Origin of the sequence: Micromonospora sp. NPDC005707 (assembly GCF_040631005.1) — a bacterium.
In the GTDB taxonomy this organism is placed as follows: Bacteria; Actinomycetota; Actinomycetes; order Mycobacteriales; family Micromonosporaceae; genus Micromonospora.
Genome location: NZ_JBEXYR010000017.1, coordinates 95,420 through 110,064, shown reverse-complemented (window position 1 = coordinate 110,064; position 14,645 = coordinate 95,420). Strand labels below are relative to the sequence as shown.

Sequence of the window (14,645 nt, the reverse complement as noted above, 5' to 3'; positions counted from 1 at the left end):
ACGGCCTGGCGACACCACATCGCCTTGACTTCGAGCCCGCTCCAGCCCCTAGCGTCCCCGCCATGAGTGCTTCCCTCCCTGAGCAGACCGCGGCCGGCGACGGTCCGCTCGCCGGCCCGGGTGGCCCGGTGCGGGTGCTGGTGACCGGCGGGACGAGCGGACTGGGACGGGCCATGGCCACCGCCCTCGCCGAGGCGGGAGCCGCGGTGGCGCTGACCGGTCGGTCCGGTCCCCGCGCACAGGCCGTCGCGGCCGACCTGCCGGGGGCGATCGGCATCGAGTTGGACGTACGAGACGAGTCGTCGGTGACCAGGGCGGTCGACGAGGCGTGGTCACGGCTGGGCCGCGTCGACATGCTGGTGAACAACGCCGGGATCGGCATGCGCACCGTCAACCCGCGCTTCATGACCGACCCGCGGGGGTTCTGGGAGGTGCCGGTCGACGGATTCCGCGCCGTGGTGGACACCAACCTGACCGGCTACTTCCTCGTGGCGCGGGAGGTCGCGCCGCGGATGCTGGCCGCCGGCGGTGGACGCATCGTCAACATCGCCGTGAGCGTGTCGACCATGCACCGCGCCGGGTTCGTGCCCTACGGACCGTCGCGCGCCGCGAGCGAGGCGTTGTCCCGCATCATGGCCGCCGACCTGCGGGACACGGGCGTCACCGTCAACCTCCTGCTGCCCGGGGGCGCGACCGTCACGGGGATGCTGCCGCTCGACGCCGTGCCCGAGGGCCGTGCGTTCCTGGACCCCGCCGTGATGGGCCCGCCCGTGGTCTGGCTGGCGTCCGACGACGCGTCCGGCGTTCATGACGAGCGCATCGTCGCCGCCGACTTCGCGCACTAGTTGCGGGACCGGACGACGGTGCGGCGGTCCTGACGACCGACGGCCGGCGGGATGCCGGGGGCCGCGGCCGGCCAACGACGTCACCGGGCAGCGCGGCTCACGGCTTCGACCAGAACGGATCCCGGCCGATGAAACCCAGCAGTCTGGTCTGGGCGTCCGCGTCCTCGGGGACCGCCACTCGCGGGCCGTACTGGCCGGAGGAGCGGATGATCTCCTCCATCTGCTCCATCCCGCCGAGGAGTTCGGCGCAGAACTCGGGGTCCAGGGCGTCGTCCTGGCCGGTGGCCCGGGAGAGATCCCAGGTGTGCATGAAGACGTCGGTGGTGTAGAACCGGTCGATCGCGGCCGCCAGCGGCAGGCTGCCGATGTGGGGGTTGGTGAGGTGGCGGTGCGCCGTCTCCGGGTCGTCGAGCACCGCCTGCACGGCATCGCCGTGGGTCTGCCAGGCGGCGACCGGGTCCTCGTCCACGGACGGACCCTTGGGCAACTCGATGCCGGCGCCTGAGGTGAGAAAACCGGGGAACCATTCGGTCAGGTGACGCACGACGTCGCGGGCGGTCCAACCGGCGACCGGGGCCGGCGCGTCCCACGACCGGGTGCCGCGGACCCGGTCGGTGAACAGCCCGGCGACCTGGCGGTGCCGCTCGGCCGGGTGGTCAGACAGCGCCATCGACGATCATCCTTTCCAGCTTCGCGTAGCCCTCGTTGACGCCGACCTCCATGCCGCTGCGCAGCCACGCGTCGCGGCCTTCGAAGCTGTCGACCAGGGACTGTGTCCGCAGCCGCGTACGGCCGTCGCCCAGGTCCTCGAACCACAACGTCTCCAGCGCGACTCCGTCGGGCTCGCCCTCGAACGTGAAGGTCTGCACGATGCGGTCCGGCCGTACGTCGTGGAAGCAGCCGCGGAACCGGTACTCCGTGTCGCCGCGCACCGAGGCGTACCGCCAACTGCCGCCGGTGGACGCGTCCCAGTGCTCGATGCGGGTGGTCATGGTGTCGGGACCCACCCACCGGGCGAACAACTCGGGATCGGTGTGGGCGCGGAACAGTTGCTCGGCTGTTGCCGCGAAGTCACGACTCATCCGGATGACCGGCAGCCTCGGATCGGCTTCGATCACTGTCTCCGTGATCCGGTCCATGCTTCTCTCCTTTCATCTCGGCCAGCACGGCGTCGAGGCGGCGATAGCGCTGCTCGACGCGGCGCCGGTGGCGCTCGATCCAGGTGTCCATCAGGTCGAGGGTCCCCGCCTCCAGGCGCACCGGCCGGGGCTGCGGCCCGCTCGGCCGGCTGACCAGCCCGGCGTCCTCGAGCACCCGCAGATGCTTGTAGACCGCCTGCAGCGTCATCCGGTACGGCTCGGCCAGCTGGCCCACAGTCGCGTCGCCCTCCGAGAGCCGGGCCACCATGTCGCGCCGGGTCGGATCCGCGAGGGCGGCGAAGGCGCGGGACAGCGCATCCGTGGTCATCCGCCCACCCTTTCAACCTGATGGTTTAAAGAACCGTAAGTAGCAGGCCGGCCATCCGTCAACCCTCGGGTTGCCCGCCCCCGGCCGGTGGAGTAGGCAGGAGGTCCACTCATGTCGATCTGGGAGGCCGGATGAGACCTCGGGCCCTCGTCACCGCGACCATCGCCCTGGCCACGCTCGTGGCCGGGACCGCCATGCCCGCCCACGCGAAGCCGTCCGGGCCGCCGAAGGAGCCGGTGGCCGTCGGCTACGGCGGAGCGGTCTCCACCGTGGACGCCACCGCCACCGCCGTCGGCCTGCAGGTGCTGCGGCGCGGCGGCAACGCGGTCGACGCGGCGGTCGCCGCCGCCGCGACGCTCGGCGTCACCGAACCGTTCTCGGCCGGCATCGGCGGCGGGGGCTTCTTCGTCTACTACGACGCGAAGAGCCGCCGGGTGCACACCATCGATGGCCGGGAGGCCGGACCGGCCTCCATGAGCGAGACCACCTTCATCGACCCGGCCACCGGAGCGCCGTACCGGTTCGACGAGGCCCGGATCAGCGGGCTGTCGGTCGGCGTCCCGGGCACCCTGCTCACCTGGCAGGACGCGCTGGACCGCTGGGGCACCCGGTCGCTCGCGCAGGTGCTCACGCCTGCCGCGCGGGTCGCCGAGGACGGCTTCCCCGTCGACGAGACCTTCGCCGGTCAGATCGCCGGGAACCAGGCGGCGTTCGGCCAGTTCAGCTCGACCAGCGCCCTGTACCTGCCCGGCGGGCAGCCGCCGGCGGTCGGCAGCACCTTCCGCAACCCGGACCTCGCCGAGACGTACCGGCTGATCGCCAAGCGGGGCACCGACACCCTCTATCGCGGCGAGGTCGGTCGCGACGTGGTCGCGACCGTGCAGCACCCGCCGGTGGCGGCGCAGCCGGTCGGCTCGTGGCCGTACCCCATCCGCCCCGCCGGCATGACCGCCGCCGACCTCGCCGCGTACCGCACCCGCTTCCCCGAGCCGACCCGGTCGGATTACCGCGGCCTCGAGGTGTACGGCATGTCCACCCCGTCCAGCGGCGGCACCGCCGTGGGGGAGGCGCTCAACATCCTCGAGCAGTTCGACCTGCGGTCCATGACCGCGACCCAGGCGATGCACCACTACCTGGAGGCCAGCGCGCTGTCGTTCGCCGACCGCAACCGGTACGTCGGCGACCGTACCCAGCGGAACGTGCTCCGCGAGCTGCTCAGCGACGCGTACGCCAAGGAGCGGGCCTGCCTGATCGACCCGTCGGCGGCGCTGCCCAAGCCGGTCGCGCCCGGCGTCCCCGACGGCGCCTACGGCGGCTGCTCGGCGGCGACCGCCGCCGACGTTCGCGACGACCGCACCGGCACCACGAACCTGACGGTGGCCGACCGGTGGGGCAACGTCGTGGAGTACACGCTGACCATCGAGGCGACCGGCGGCAACGGCATGGTCGTGCCCGGCCGGGGATTCCTGCTCAACAACGAGCTGACCGACTTCAACTTCGCGCCGACCCAGGGGGCCGCGACCGATCCGAACCTCCCGGGGCCGGGCAAGCGCCCGCGCAGCTCCATGGCACCCACCATCGTGCTGGCCGACGGCCGGCCGTTCCTGGCCGTCGGCTCGCCCGGCGGCGCCACGATCATCACCACCGTCCTGCAGATGCTGGTCAACCGGATCGATTGGGGCATGACGCTGCCGCAGGCCCTCGCCGCGCCGCGGGCGTCGCAGCGCAACGGCGCCAGCACCCAGGCGGAGCCGGCCTTCATCACCGGGTACGCCACCGGCCTCCCCCCGGGCCACGCCTTCTCGGCCACCGCGGAGATCGGCGCGGCAACCGGAATCGAGTTCCTGCCGGACGGCCGGCTGATCGCCGCTGCGGAGCCCGTACGCCGGGGCGGCGGCGCGGCGGCCGTCGTCGGCCGCTGGGCGCGCGACTGACGACGGGTGTCACGGGCACCAGGGCCGGCATGTCCGGCCGCCGGCCCTGGTGCCCGTCAGCACTCGTGCAGGCGGATTCTCAGTACCGCAGCTTGCGCAGGTAGCGGTAGCCGACCTCGGCCGTCCGCTGCGGCGTCACGTCGGGGGTGTCGTTCTCAGGTGCGGCCCGACGTCGAGACGCGGCCTAATGGCCGGCGTAGAGAGCGTTGATGTCGGCGGCGCGGCGCCGCGCCACCACCTCGCGCTTGATCTTCAAGGTGGGGGTGAGCTCACCGTTGGCCTCGGTGAAGTCGTCGGGCAGGATGCGGAAGGTCTTGATGGCCTCCGCCTTGGAGACCGAGCTGTTCGCCCGGTCGACCACGGCCTGGATCTCGCCGCGCAGGGCGGGGTCGTCGCGTAGTTCCGCCACCGATGCGCGCGGGTGGCCGTGAGCGGTCCGCCACCGCTGCCATGCCTGCGGGTCGATGGTGATCAGAGCGGCGGCGTACGGCTTGGCGTCGCCGACGAGCATGCAGTTGCTGACCAGCGGGTCCGCGCGTACCCGATCCTCCATCGGTGCGGGGACGAGGTGCTTGCCGGCCGCGGTCACGAGGATCTCCTTGGTGCGGCCCGTGATCCGCAGATAGCCGTCGTCGTCGAGGCTGCCGAGGTCGCCGGTGCGGAACCAGCCGTCGGCGGTGAACGCCGCGCTGGTGGCGGACGGGTTGTTCCAGTAGCTGTGGAACACCACGTCGCCGCGGACGAGGACCTCCCCGTCGTCGGCGATCGCCAACTCCACACCCGGTAGCGGCCGGCCGACCGTGCCGATCCGCATCGCCGACGGTCGGTTCGCCGCCAGCGCCGGGGAGGTCTCGGTCAACCCGTAGCCCTCCAGCGCCGTCAGACCGGCGCCGCGGAAGAAATGGCCGAGCCGCTCACCGAGGGGGGCGCCGCCGACGATCGCGACGCGGCACCGTCCGCCGAGCGCGGCCCGCAGCTTCCGGTACACCAGCAGGTCGAAGACCCGCCGCGCCAGCCGGAGCGCCGGAGAAGGGCCGGACGGGCGGTCGAGGGCCTGGCTGTACCGCACCGCCACCCGGTCCGCGACGGCGAAGAGGCGACCCTGGTGGCTCTCGATGGCCTTCTGCCGCGCCCGGTTGTGCATCCTCTCGAACACGCGTGGCACCGCGAGGACGAACGTGGGCCGGTATCGGCGTAGCTGATCCATCACGCCGCTCATGTCGGCGCTGTGCACCATCGTGGCCCGGGTCTGCACCATCCCCACCTGGATCATCCGGGCGAACGCGTGCGCCAACGGCAGGAAGAGCACCGTCGACGCCCTCTCGTGGAAGAGCTCCGGCAGCGCCGCGACGGCGTTGCCGACGTCGAGGTGGATGTTGCGGTGCGTCAGCACGCAGCCCTTCGGCCGGCCCGTCGTCCCGCTGGTGTACACGATCGTCGCCACGTCCCGGCCCGACACCGCGCGACGACGGGCCTCCACCTGCTCGTCGTCGAGGTTCTGGCCCCGGCCCGCTGCCCGTATCAGGTCGCCGGCGTCGATCTGCCACACCTGTCCGAGCTTCGGCAGGGTGTCCCGCACACCGGTCAGCATCGCCGCGTGCTCGGGCGTCTCCACCACGCACGCCACGGCGCCGGAGTCGGCCAGGATCCAGGCCAGCTGATCGGCACTCGAGGTGTCGTACACCGGAACGGTCACCGCGCCGACCGTCCACACCGCATAGTCGACCAGGGTCCACTCGTAGCGGGTGCGGCTCATCAACGCCACCCGGTCCCCTGGGGCGACCCCGGCGGCGATGAGTCCTCGCGCCAACGCCAGCACGTCGTCGCGGAACTGTCCGCAGGTCACCGCGCCCGCGTCGCCGGCGCCGGACTGGCGCGGGGGCCACGACCGGACGTCCGGGTTCGGGCGCAGAAACTGCACCGTGTCCGGTTTCCGGAGCGCGTTGTCCCACACCACGTCGGCCAGCCCCACCGACTCGCCGCCGGTCACCTCCGGCTTCACCGCGACGCTGCCCCGCATGCCCCCGTACGCCCCCTGGCTGTCGTCCCTGCACGCCCAGTGCTCCCCGGCGCGAATGCCCGAGGCGTAGCTGGGCAAACGCGCCGCCGTGTGGGCACTCGCGTTGGCGTGCGACGTCTGCTCCGCCGAGGCGAAGGCGTGGAACAGGGGTGAGGCCGTGCTGTCGAGAACGATCTCACCCGGGTGGCGTGACCGGGGACCGCAAGCCGAGCCACTGCTCGGCGTCCCAGGCGTGGAACCGCTCCACCTCGGTGAACCCCAGCTTCGCCGCGAGGCGCATCGAGCCGGCGTTGGCGGTCTGGGTGGTGAGCACCACCGGCTCGCCGGGAAGGACACCGTCGAACCAGTCGAGTGCCGCGGCGCACGCCTCGGCGGCGTACCCGGATCCCCACGCCCGCGGCAGGAACAGGTAGCCGAGATCGGCCTTCCCCACGGCGACCGGGCGACGATGCTCGGTTGCTCTCCTGAGCAGGATCTGGCCGATCATCGCTCCGTCGAGATCAACGACGAAACTCCCGGGCCACCGCCCGGGCACCTCGGCCAGCTCGCGCTCAAGCTCGTGACGCGGACGGGGGCCGCCGAGGTAGGTGTGCACCTCCGACGACGACAGCAGCTCGATGAACGCCGCACGGTCCCGGGCCTCGGACTCACGGAGCACGAGCCTTTCGGTCCGGATCGGCTCAGGCGGCCAGGCGACGGGCCCGAGATCAGTCATGGCGGCCAGCCAACCAGCAGAGTCGGCAGCGATCAAGACTCGCGTTCCGGGTGGCGGCGGACGAAGTCCTCGTAGGTCTCGTTGGCGAGTTCGATCTCGCGGACCTGCGCGGCCAGTTCGGCGCGCCGGATGTCCGCGCCGGCGCGGGCGCGGGCCAGCCGCAGCTCGTGGCGCCGGTCGCGGGCGCGCGACCAGCCCCGGACCGCGGCCCAGGCGATCCAGCCCCCGGAGGCCGCCAGGCCGGTCACCGCGAAGGCGAGCAGGAAGTCCATCTCGACATCTCCTCCGCTGCGTCAGCCGACGTCGCGCCGCGCGGCCAGCCAGCTGCCCGTTCCGAACATGACCAGAACGTAGCCCAGCAGGACGAGGGTCGGCACCAGCGCGCTGGAGGACTCCAGCACCCCGGGCGTGCCCCCGTCGAACTGGGACCGCGCCCCCAGGGCGCCGGCCAGCGCGCCCGAGCTCGGTGCCAGCAGCACCTTCTGGACCACCTCCAGCGGGCTCAGTGCGAGGGCGAGCGCGCTGACCGCGTTCTCGAGGACCAGCGTCCAGATCAGACCGACCGCGATGGCCGTGGTGGCGCTGCGGAACGCGATCGCGAGGAACCAGCCGACGGCGGCGTGGGCGGTGCAGATCAGCCAGGCGCCGGCCACCGCCGCCAGGAGCCGCCCGGCCGACGGCCAGTCGGCGGCCCGTCCCTCCACGGCGGCCAGCGCGCCGGTGGTCAGGGCCAGCACGCCGAAGGTGAGCACGGCGATCAGCAGGGTCAGGCCGCACAGGACGACGGCCTGCCCGGCCATCACCTGCACCCGCCGTGGCCGCTGGGTGAAGATGAGGTTCCACGTCCCCCAGCGGTACTCGTTGCCTACCACGAGCGCGCCGAGGATCACCAGGATGGCGCCTCCGAACAGCGGGAACAGCCCGATCCCGGTGGGCACCAGCTGGCCGGGCAGGACGGCGGCCAGCAGGGACTCGGCCGACTTCGCCTCCTTCGGGTCACCGGCCAGCGCCAGGTGCACGAGGTAGGGCACCCCGATGCCGAAGCCGAGCGCCAGGGCGAGCCAGGTCGCCGTCACGGTCCACACCGCCGGCCGTTTCCGGTCGGCGAACCAGGCCGCCCGCACCGCCGTCATCATCGGACGCCCCCCGTCGTGGTCGCCACGTCCTGTCCCTGGTCCTGCCGTTCGGACCCCGCCGTCTGCGGCCGCGCGGGCGCGGTCAAGCTCAGGAACGCCTCCTCCAGCGAGTGCCGCACGGGGCGCAGCTCCCGCACGTCGATCCCGGCCTCGACCAGCCGGCGGTTCAGCGCCGCGGCCAGGGCCGGGTCGGTGGTGACCCGCAGCAGCCCGTCGACCAGCTCCACCGACCGGACCCCGTCGTGCCCGCGCAGGCACTCCGCCGCCCGGTCCGCCGGGTCGGCGTCGATCACCAGCACCGCCTGGCCGAGCGACCCGCGCAGCTCGTCCGGCGTGCCGTCGGCGACCAGCCGCCCGGAGTCGATGACGACGATCCGGTCGCAGATCTGCTCCACCTCGCCGAGGACGTGACTGGACAGCAGCACGGTGCGGCCGTGCCGGCCGAGCGTGCGGAGCAGTTCGCGGATGTCGGTCACCCCGGCCGGGTCGAGGCCGTTGGTGGGCTCGTCCAGGATCAGCAGGGTCGGCTCCTTGAGCAGGGCGGCGGCCACGCCGAGCCGCTGCTTCATGCCGAGCGAGTACGTGCGGAACGGCGAGCCGGCCCGGTCGGTCAGGCCCACCTCGGTCAGCACCCGGTCGGTGGCCCGCTCGGGCACGCCCGCGTACCGGGCGGCGAGGCGCAGGTTGTCGCGACCGGACAGGTGGGGATAGAAGGCGGGCGACTCGATCAGGGCGCCCACCCGGGCGAGCTGCTCGGGGGTGCCCGGCGGCCGGCCCAGCACCTCGATCCGGCCACTGGTCGGCCGGACCAGCCCGACCAGCATGCGCATGGTGGTGGTCTTGCCCGCGCCGTTGGGCCCGAGGAAGCCGAGCACCTCGCCCTCGTGCACCCGCAGGTCAAGGCCGTCCACGGCGGTGATCCCGCCGGGATAACGTTTGGTCACTTGATGAATTTCAATGGCAAAACGGTCATTCCTCAACGTGCCACCGCAATCGTGCGATGCCGTGCCGCCGGGCTGTCGGTCGGGTTTTGCTTCGCGTTCATCCCGGATTCCTTCCCATTTCCGACTGCACTGCGGGGTTTTTATTTCCCTGGCTGGACTTTAGCGCTGGTTAAGGCGGGTCCGACGCGCCGGAAAGCTGGTCGGTCCGCGCTCGTGCCGCCCCGCTCCAGGCCATGGAGACGGCGCCCTGCAGCGGGCATTCGGGCCTCTGACCTGCGGCGGAGTGACGACGCGCACAGAGTACCGAAGATCGATCGGCTCCGGTAGGGCCGCCTTCCGGGCCGCCGGAGGTTTTTGTCTTAGCCGCAGCTCAATCCGCTGAAATCTGCTCACGTCACTGCCTCCCGCGAAACAATCTGTTGACGAAAGACATGACCTTGGGCAGCATGAAGACGCTTTAGAAGTGACCGTGGTCGTTGTCATGGGGGGTCGCATGAGCCAGCCGCCGGACGGTGCAACCAGCCTGGAAATGCGCCCCAAGTTGCGGCACGACGTCGTGTTCCTGGACGCCCCGGCCGGCGCGTATCTGCGGGGGCCGGACAGCGCGTTCCTGATCAAGGGCAGGTCGGCGTTCCGCTGGCTGACGTCGCTCAGCCCGTACCTGACCGGGGAGCACACCCTCGCCCAGCTCACCGCCGCCCTCGACCCGGGCCAGCGGCAGACCGTGCTCACCCTGGTCCGCGCCCTGCTCGACCGCGGCTTCGCCAAGGACGCGGGGGAGCGCAGCGCTCTTCCCGAGCCGCTGGCCCGCCGCTTCGCCGCCCAGATCGAGTTCATCGACCACTTCGCGGACGATCCCACCGGCCGGTTCCGGCGCTTCCACTCCGCCCGGGTGGCGCTCTGCGGCGGGGGAGAGGCGCTGCTGGCCGCCGCGACCGGACTGCTCCGCAACGGCTGCGTCCGCCTCGACCTGCACACCGACGACGACCCCGAGTGGTACGCCGAGGCCCTGCGGCCGGAGCTGGCGGACCTGCGCGCCGACGGCCTGCCGGCCGAGGTGCGGTGCCACGAAGGGGCGCCGGACCTGCGCGCCGTGGACGCGGTCGTCTGCTGCACCGGCCCCGACGGCCTGGCCCGCCTGGCCGCGCTGGCCCGCGACTGCCACCGGGACGGGCCGCTGCTCGTGCCGGTGCGCTGGGACGACGAGCGCGCCGTGGTGGGCCCGACCGTCCTCGCCGGACAGACGCCGTGCTGGCACTGCGCCCAGCTGCGGCTGGCGGCCGCCGCGGACCCGGCGACCGCGGCGGAGTTCTGGCGTCAGCTCGCCGTCGGCGGCGACGTCGTGGCGGCCCTGCCCGAGGTGACCGCCCGGATGCTCGGCAACGCCGCCGCCTTCGAGCTGTTCCGCGCGTTCACCGGCGCGTTCGCGCCGGACACCGGCGGCGGGGTGCTGCTGCTCGACATGGCCACCTTGGAGTCCACCCGGGAGCGGGTGCTGCCGCACCCGGCGTGCCCGGTCTGCCGGGACGTCGAGGTGACCGACCCGGGGCCGTCCGCCGGCGCGGAGGAGGAGACCTACCAGCGGGCCGAGGCGCTGGTGACGCCGAACGTCGGGGTGTTCAGCCGGTTCGTCGACGACCCGTTGGAGCAGGCGCCGTTGAAGACGGCCCGGCTGCGGCTGCCCGGCCGGCGCGGGCCGCGTGAGGTGACGGCCTTCGACGTGCACACCGTCATGGGCGCCCGGCTCGCCGCGTACCGCGTGGCGGTCCGGGACCACGCCGCCCGCCACGCGGACCTGGCCGCGGCGGTCACCGCGTCGGCCGCCGAGCTGCGCGAGCGGGGCGAGGAACCGGTCCCCTGGTCGGAGCTCACGCCGACCGGGGCGCCGGCCGACGAGCGGCGGCGCACCCGCTGGCTGACGGCCACCGTCCTGGACGGGACGGGGTCGGTCCGGGTGCCGGCCGCGCTGGCGTTGCCGACCTCCGGGTTCAACGCCGAGGGCTGGGCCGAGCCGACGGTGGCCGGCGCCGCCGCCGGTGGCTCCCTCGACGAGGTCGCCGACCGGGGGTTGGCCGACGCGCTGGCCTACCGGGCCCTGATCGAGGCGCTGCGCGGGCGGGCCGAGGTGCGCCCGGTCAGCGAGGAGGACCTGGTCGGCGACGACGACACCGCGTTCGTGGTCAAGGCCGCCCACCGCTTCGGCCGCCGGCTGTCGGTCTACACCCTGACCGGGGCCGAGCCGGCGCACGCCGTGCTCGCCGTCGCCGAGCCGCCCGACGGTGGCGACCGGGACTGGGCGCTCGCCGGCGGGTACGACCCGGTCGCCACCCGGCTGGCGGCCGTGCGCGACGCGGTCGGGCGGGTGCAGGTGCGGCACTTCGAGAGCGCCGTCGCCGACCTCGGCGACCCGGTGCTGCGGGACTTCGACCCGGCCGTGCTCACCGTCGGCGCCACCCCGGCCGCGGCGGCGGCCACGCCGACCGACCGGGCGGCCGTACTGGCCGCGCTGGCGCAGCGGGGGATGAGCGCCCTGCTGGTCGAGACGACGACCCGGGACGTCCGGGCCACCGGGGCCTTCCGCAGCGGCGTCGTCCTGCTGCGCCGGCACGCCCCGGCGGCCGACTGAACCACCACGTCAGTGGTTTCGGCGAGGCACGCACCACGGAAGGGAGGTGACAACATGCCGATCACCCTGAACGACGAGCTCCGCGAGCTGGAGACCGAGACCTTCGAGATCGAGGAGGTCGAGGACGGCGGCGAGGCGCTCGCCGCCACCAGCTCCAGCTGCTCCTGCTCGAGCTGCTGCAGCTGCAGCACGTCGAGCTGCTGCAGCACCAGCACCAGCACCTCCAGCTGCGGCTGACCGGTCCGACGGGGTTGCCCCCGACGCTGACGAATCCGATCCCCGGTGGGACGCCGCATCGATGACGCACCATCCGCCGCCGGCCGACGCCGGCGAGTAGCCCCTGCGTGCCTCCGCAGCCACCGTGGTGGTGCGGGCGGACCACCGACGACCGGCTCGAACGCGGCTCAAGGAGAGGCCTGTGCCCACACAACCCCCGACATCCGGCGTACTGCCCGACTCGGTCCGCAGCGAGCTGCGCGACCTGCAGACCGAGACGTTCGAGATCGAGGACATCGCTGATCTGTCCGCCGAGCTCATGGACATCTGCAGCAGCAGCACGAGCACATCGAGCTGCTCCAGTTGCAGCACGTCCAGTTGTTGCAGCTGCACCTCGTCGAGTTGCAGCAGCACCAGCTGAGCGACGGAACCGCCGGTCGCTCCGGACGACCGCCGGCGCCGCGCGCCCTGACCGCCAGAGGGGAGGTGTACGGAAATGCCGGAACTGACTGAGGAACTGCGCGCGCTGGAGACGGAGACGTTCGAGATCGAGGACGTCGACGCCATCGACGCGATGGTCATGGACTGGTCGAGCTCCAGCTGCTCCTGCTCCAGCTGCTGCAGTTGCAGCACGTCGAGCTGCTGCAGCAGCAGCACCAGCACCGGATGCGGCGGCGGGTGATCTGAACCCACCGCCGTACCGCCCCCGCCGGCGAGCCACGCCGGCGGGGCACCGGTTTCCCGCAGCCCGCGACCGCAGACAGGTGAACCGCATGATCGTCGATGTCCGGACCACCTCCACCGGGTGGGACAGCAGCCTCAAACAGCTCGGCGAGGCGTTCCACGAGCGATTCCAGGATCGCGCGCGGCAGCCGGCCGGCCCCGACACGCCGCTCGACGGCGTCACCGTCCGCATCGCCGCCCTCGGCCTCACCGACGCGTACGCCGACGGCGGGGACGGCATGACCGGCACGGTGGTGCCGATCTGGTTGCACGGCGCGACCGCGCTGGTCGGGCCACGGTGGACCGACACCGGCACGGCGCCGGGCAGCCGGCCGGGCCCCTGCCCGATCTGCACGCAGCGCCGGTGGCAGGCCATCCGGGTACGCGACGAGCGGCACGCCCTGGAGCACCAGGCCCGGGTCGGCACGGTCGCCGCCCTGCCCCACCTGACGCCGTTCGCGGTCGACGCGCTGTGGCAGCTCCTGCTGGACGCCGCCCGGCCGCGCACCGGGAAGCCCGGCGTCGGACAGCTGTGGCAGCTGCGGATGGACACCCTGGAGACCACGGTCGTGCCGGTGCTGGCCGACTCCGAGTGCCCGGCGTGTGCCACCGCCGCGCCGGACACCGCCGCGGCCGCCGTCCTCCCGCTCACCAGCCGGCCCAAGCCGGACCCGTCGGCGTACCGGCTGCGCTCGGCCGGCGAGCTGGACCTGCCGGTCGCGGCGCTGGCGAACCCGGTGGCCGGCGCGCTCGGCGGCGGGGCGCTGCGGGCGTACAACGCCACCGCCACCGCGCCGGTGACCGGCTACTTCCGCATCCGCAGCCGCTACGACCTGCACGAGATGTGGTGGAGCGGGCACGCCAACAGCTACGGCGGCAGCGAGACGTACGCCCTGCTGGAAGGGCTGGAACGGTACGCCGGCCAGTTCCCCCGGACGCGGCGGACCAGCGTATTCGACAGCTACGCCAACCTGGCCCCGGACGCCCTGGACCCCGCGGGGCTGGGCTATCACCCGGCGTTCTACCAGGGCCACGGCCTCTACTACGAGCCGTACGCGCCGGACCGGCCGATGCCCTGGGTGTGGGGCTGGTCGTTGCGGGACCGGGTGCCGCGGCTGGTGCCCGAGCAACTCGTCTACTACCTGGACCGGCGCACCGACCACCGCAAGTTCGTCCAGGAGTGCTCCAACGGCTGTGCCAGCGGCAGCTGCCCCGAGGAGGCGCTGCTGCACGGCATGCTCGAGCTGGTCGAGCGGGACGCGTTCCTGCTCGCCTGGTACGGCTCGGCCCGGCTCGCCGAGATCGACCCGGCGACCTGCCGCGACGAGCGGGTGCACTTCATGCTCGACCGGGTCGACCTGCTCGGCTACGACATCCGGCTGTTCGACACCCGGGCGGACCTGCCCGTGCCGGTGGTCACCGCGGTCGCGGTCAAGCGCGGCGACGGGCTCGGCCAGCTCTGCTTCGCCGCCGGCGCCAGCCTCGACCCCGACGACGCGGTCCGCGCGGCCGTCTGCGAGACCGCGTCCTACGTGCCCGGCTTCGACGAACGGGTCGCCGCCAGCGAGCCGGAGCTGCGCGCGATGATCCGCGACTACACGCTGGTCACCGAGCTGAGCCACCACGCCCTGCTGTACGGGCTGCCGGAGATGACCCGCCACGCCGCCTTCCTCTTCGACGACCCGCCGCTGCGCTCGATGGACGAGCTGTACGGGGACTGGCTGGCGACCCGGCCGACCTCCGACGACCTGCGCGCCGACATGGAGTACCTGTGCGGGCTGATCGCCGGGCTCGGCGGGGACGTGGTCGCGGTCGACCAGACCTGCCCCGAGCAGGAGGTCGCCGGCGTGCACACCATGGCGGTGGTGGCGCCCGCCCTGGTCCCCATCGACTTCGGCTGGCAGCGGCAGCGGGTGCTGTGGAGCGACCGGCTGGAGCGGCACCTGGCCCGCGGCACGCACGGACCGGACCGGCTCGGCGCCACCGGCCGCAACCCCCACCCGCACCCCTTCCCCTAGG

15 protein-coding genes are annotated in these 14,645 nt (G+C 73.1%); 7 read left to right on the top strand and 8 right to left on the bottom strand.

Annotation, left to right across the window (positions count from 1 at the left end; genetic code table 11):
- Positions 1-62: 62 nt before the first annotated feature.
- Positions 63-845 carry an SDR family oxidoreductase gene (locus ABZ452_RS27640; RefSeq protein WP_357948822.1) on the top strand — a complete coding sequence of 261 codons (783 nt, stop codon included), beginning with the start codon at positions 63-65 and terminating at the stop codon, positions 843-845.
- Between the two features lie 97 nt (positions 846-942).
- Here the strand turns inward: ABZ452_RS27640 and ABZ452_RS27635 are convergent, their stop codons facing one another.
- The 3 genes from ABZ452_RS27635 to ABZ452_RS27625 are packed head-to-tail and all read right to left on the bottom strand — an operon-like array spanning position 943 to position 2,312.
- On the bottom strand, positions 943-1,515 hold the full coding sequence (locus ABZ452_RS27635; RefSeq protein ID WP_357948819.1) for a TIGR03086 family metal-binding protein: 573 nt from the start codon (positions 1,513-1,515) through the stop codon (positions 943-945).
- Positions 1,502-1,984, bottom strand: coding sequence for an SRPBCC domain-containing protein (locus tag ABZ452_RS27630; protein ID WP_357948816.1), 483 nt, complete (start codon positions 1,982-1,984; stop codon positions 1,502-1,504). Before ABZ452_RS27630 ends, ABZ452_RS27635 begins: the two co-directional genes overlap by 14 nt.
- Positions 1,917-2,312 (bottom strand): metalloregulator ArsR/SmtB family transcription factor, encoded by a 396-nt coding sequence (locus ABZ452_RS27625; RefSeq protein WP_357948814.1) that lies wholly within the window; start codon positions 2,310-2,312, stop codon positions 1,917-1,919. Before ABZ452_RS27625 ends, ABZ452_RS27630 begins: the two co-directional genes overlap by 68 nt.
- Before the next feature lie 131 nt (positions 2,313-2,443).
- Here ABZ452_RS27625 and ggt point away from each other — a divergent pair, with 131 nt between their 5' ends.
- Entirely contained in the window at positions 2,444-4,246 is a 1,803-nt protein-coding gene (gene ggt / locus ABZ452_RS27620; RefSeq protein WP_357948811.1) for a gamma-glutamyltransferase, read from the top strand.
- 184 nt (positions 4,247-4,430) lie between these two features.
- On the opposite strand, the gene ABZ452_RS27615 is transcribed toward ggt, so the two are convergent.
- The 5 genes from ABZ452_RS27615 to ABZ452_RS27595 all read right to left on the bottom strand — a co-directional run bounded on the left by ABZ452_RS27615 (position 4,431) and on the right by ABZ452_RS27595 (position 9,061).
- Complete coding sequence (locus ABZ452_RS27615) at positions 4,431-6,266, bottom strand: AMP-dependent synthetase/ligase (protein WP_357948809.1); 1,836 nt, start codon at positions 6,264-6,266, stop codon at positions 4,431-4,433.
- A 175-nt stretch (positions 6,267-6,441) separates the two neighbouring features.
- A complete protein-coding gene (locus ABZ452_RS27610; protein WP_357948807.1) occupies positions 6,442-6,924 on the bottom strand; it encodes a GNAT family N-acetyltransferase in 483 nt (160 codons plus the stop codon).
- A gap of 89 nt (positions 6,925-7,013) precedes the next feature.
- A complete protein-coding gene (locus ABZ452_RS27605) occupies positions 7,014-7,253 on the bottom strand; it encodes a hypothetical protein (protein WP_357948804.1) in 240 nt (79 codons plus the stop codon).
- A 21-nt stretch (positions 7,254-7,274) separates the two neighbouring features.
- Positions 7,275-8,117: an ABC transporter permease gene (locus ABZ452_RS27600; protein ID WP_357948802.1), complete on the bottom strand. Its 843-nt coding sequence runs from the start codon at positions 8,115-8,117 to the stop codon at positions 7,275-7,277.
- A complete protein-coding gene (locus tag ABZ452_RS27595) occupies positions 8,114-9,061 on the bottom strand; it encodes an ABC transporter ATP-binding protein (RefSeq protein WP_357948799.1) in 948 nt (315 codons plus the stop codon). Before ABZ452_RS27595 ends, ABZ452_RS27600 begins: the two co-directional genes overlap by 4 nt.
- 529 nt (positions 9,062-9,590) lie before the next feature.
- Here ABZ452_RS27595 and ABZ452_RS27590 point away from each other — a divergent pair.
- The 5 genes from ABZ452_RS27590 to ABZ452_RS27570 all read left to right on the top strand — a co-directional run bounded on the left by ABZ452_RS27590 (position 9,591) and on the right by ABZ452_RS27570 (position 14,644).
- Complete coding sequence (locus ABZ452_RS27590) at positions 9,591-11,687, top strand: TOMM precursor leader peptide-binding protein (protein WP_357948797.1); 2,097 nt, start codon at positions 9,591-9,593, stop codon at positions 11,685-11,687.
- A 54-nt stretch (positions 11,688-11,741) separates the two neighbouring features.
- Positions 11,742-11,924 carry a hypothetical protein gene (locus ABZ452_RS27585; RefSeq protein WP_046564715.1) on the top strand — a complete coding sequence of 61 codons (183 nt, stop codon included), beginning with the start codon at positions 11,742-11,744 and terminating at the stop codon, positions 11,922-11,924.
- Between the two features lie 181 nt (positions 11,925-12,105).
- The gene (locus ABZ452_RS27580; protein ID WP_225853738.1) at positions 12,106-12,324 is read left to right on the top strand and encodes a thiazolylpeptide-type bacteriocin; all 219 of its coding nucleotides are present in this window, start codon (positions 12,106-12,108) and stop codon (positions 12,322-12,324) included.
- Between the two features lie 75 nt (positions 12,325-12,399).
- Positions 12,400-12,585 carry a thiazolylpeptide-type bacteriocin gene (locus ABZ452_RS27575; protein WP_046564718.1) on the top strand — a complete coding sequence of 62 codons (186 nt, stop codon included), beginning with the start codon at positions 12,400-12,402 and terminating at the stop codon, positions 12,583-12,585.
- Positions 12,586-12,676: 91 nt separating this feature from the next.
- Positions 12,677-14,644 (top strand): TOMM precursor leader peptide-binding protein, encoded by a 1,968-nt coding sequence (locus tag ABZ452_RS27570; RefSeq protein ID WP_357948793.1) that lies wholly within the window; start codon positions 12,677-12,679, stop codon positions 14,642-14,644.
- The last annotated feature ends 1 nt before the right edge of the window (position 14,645 follow it).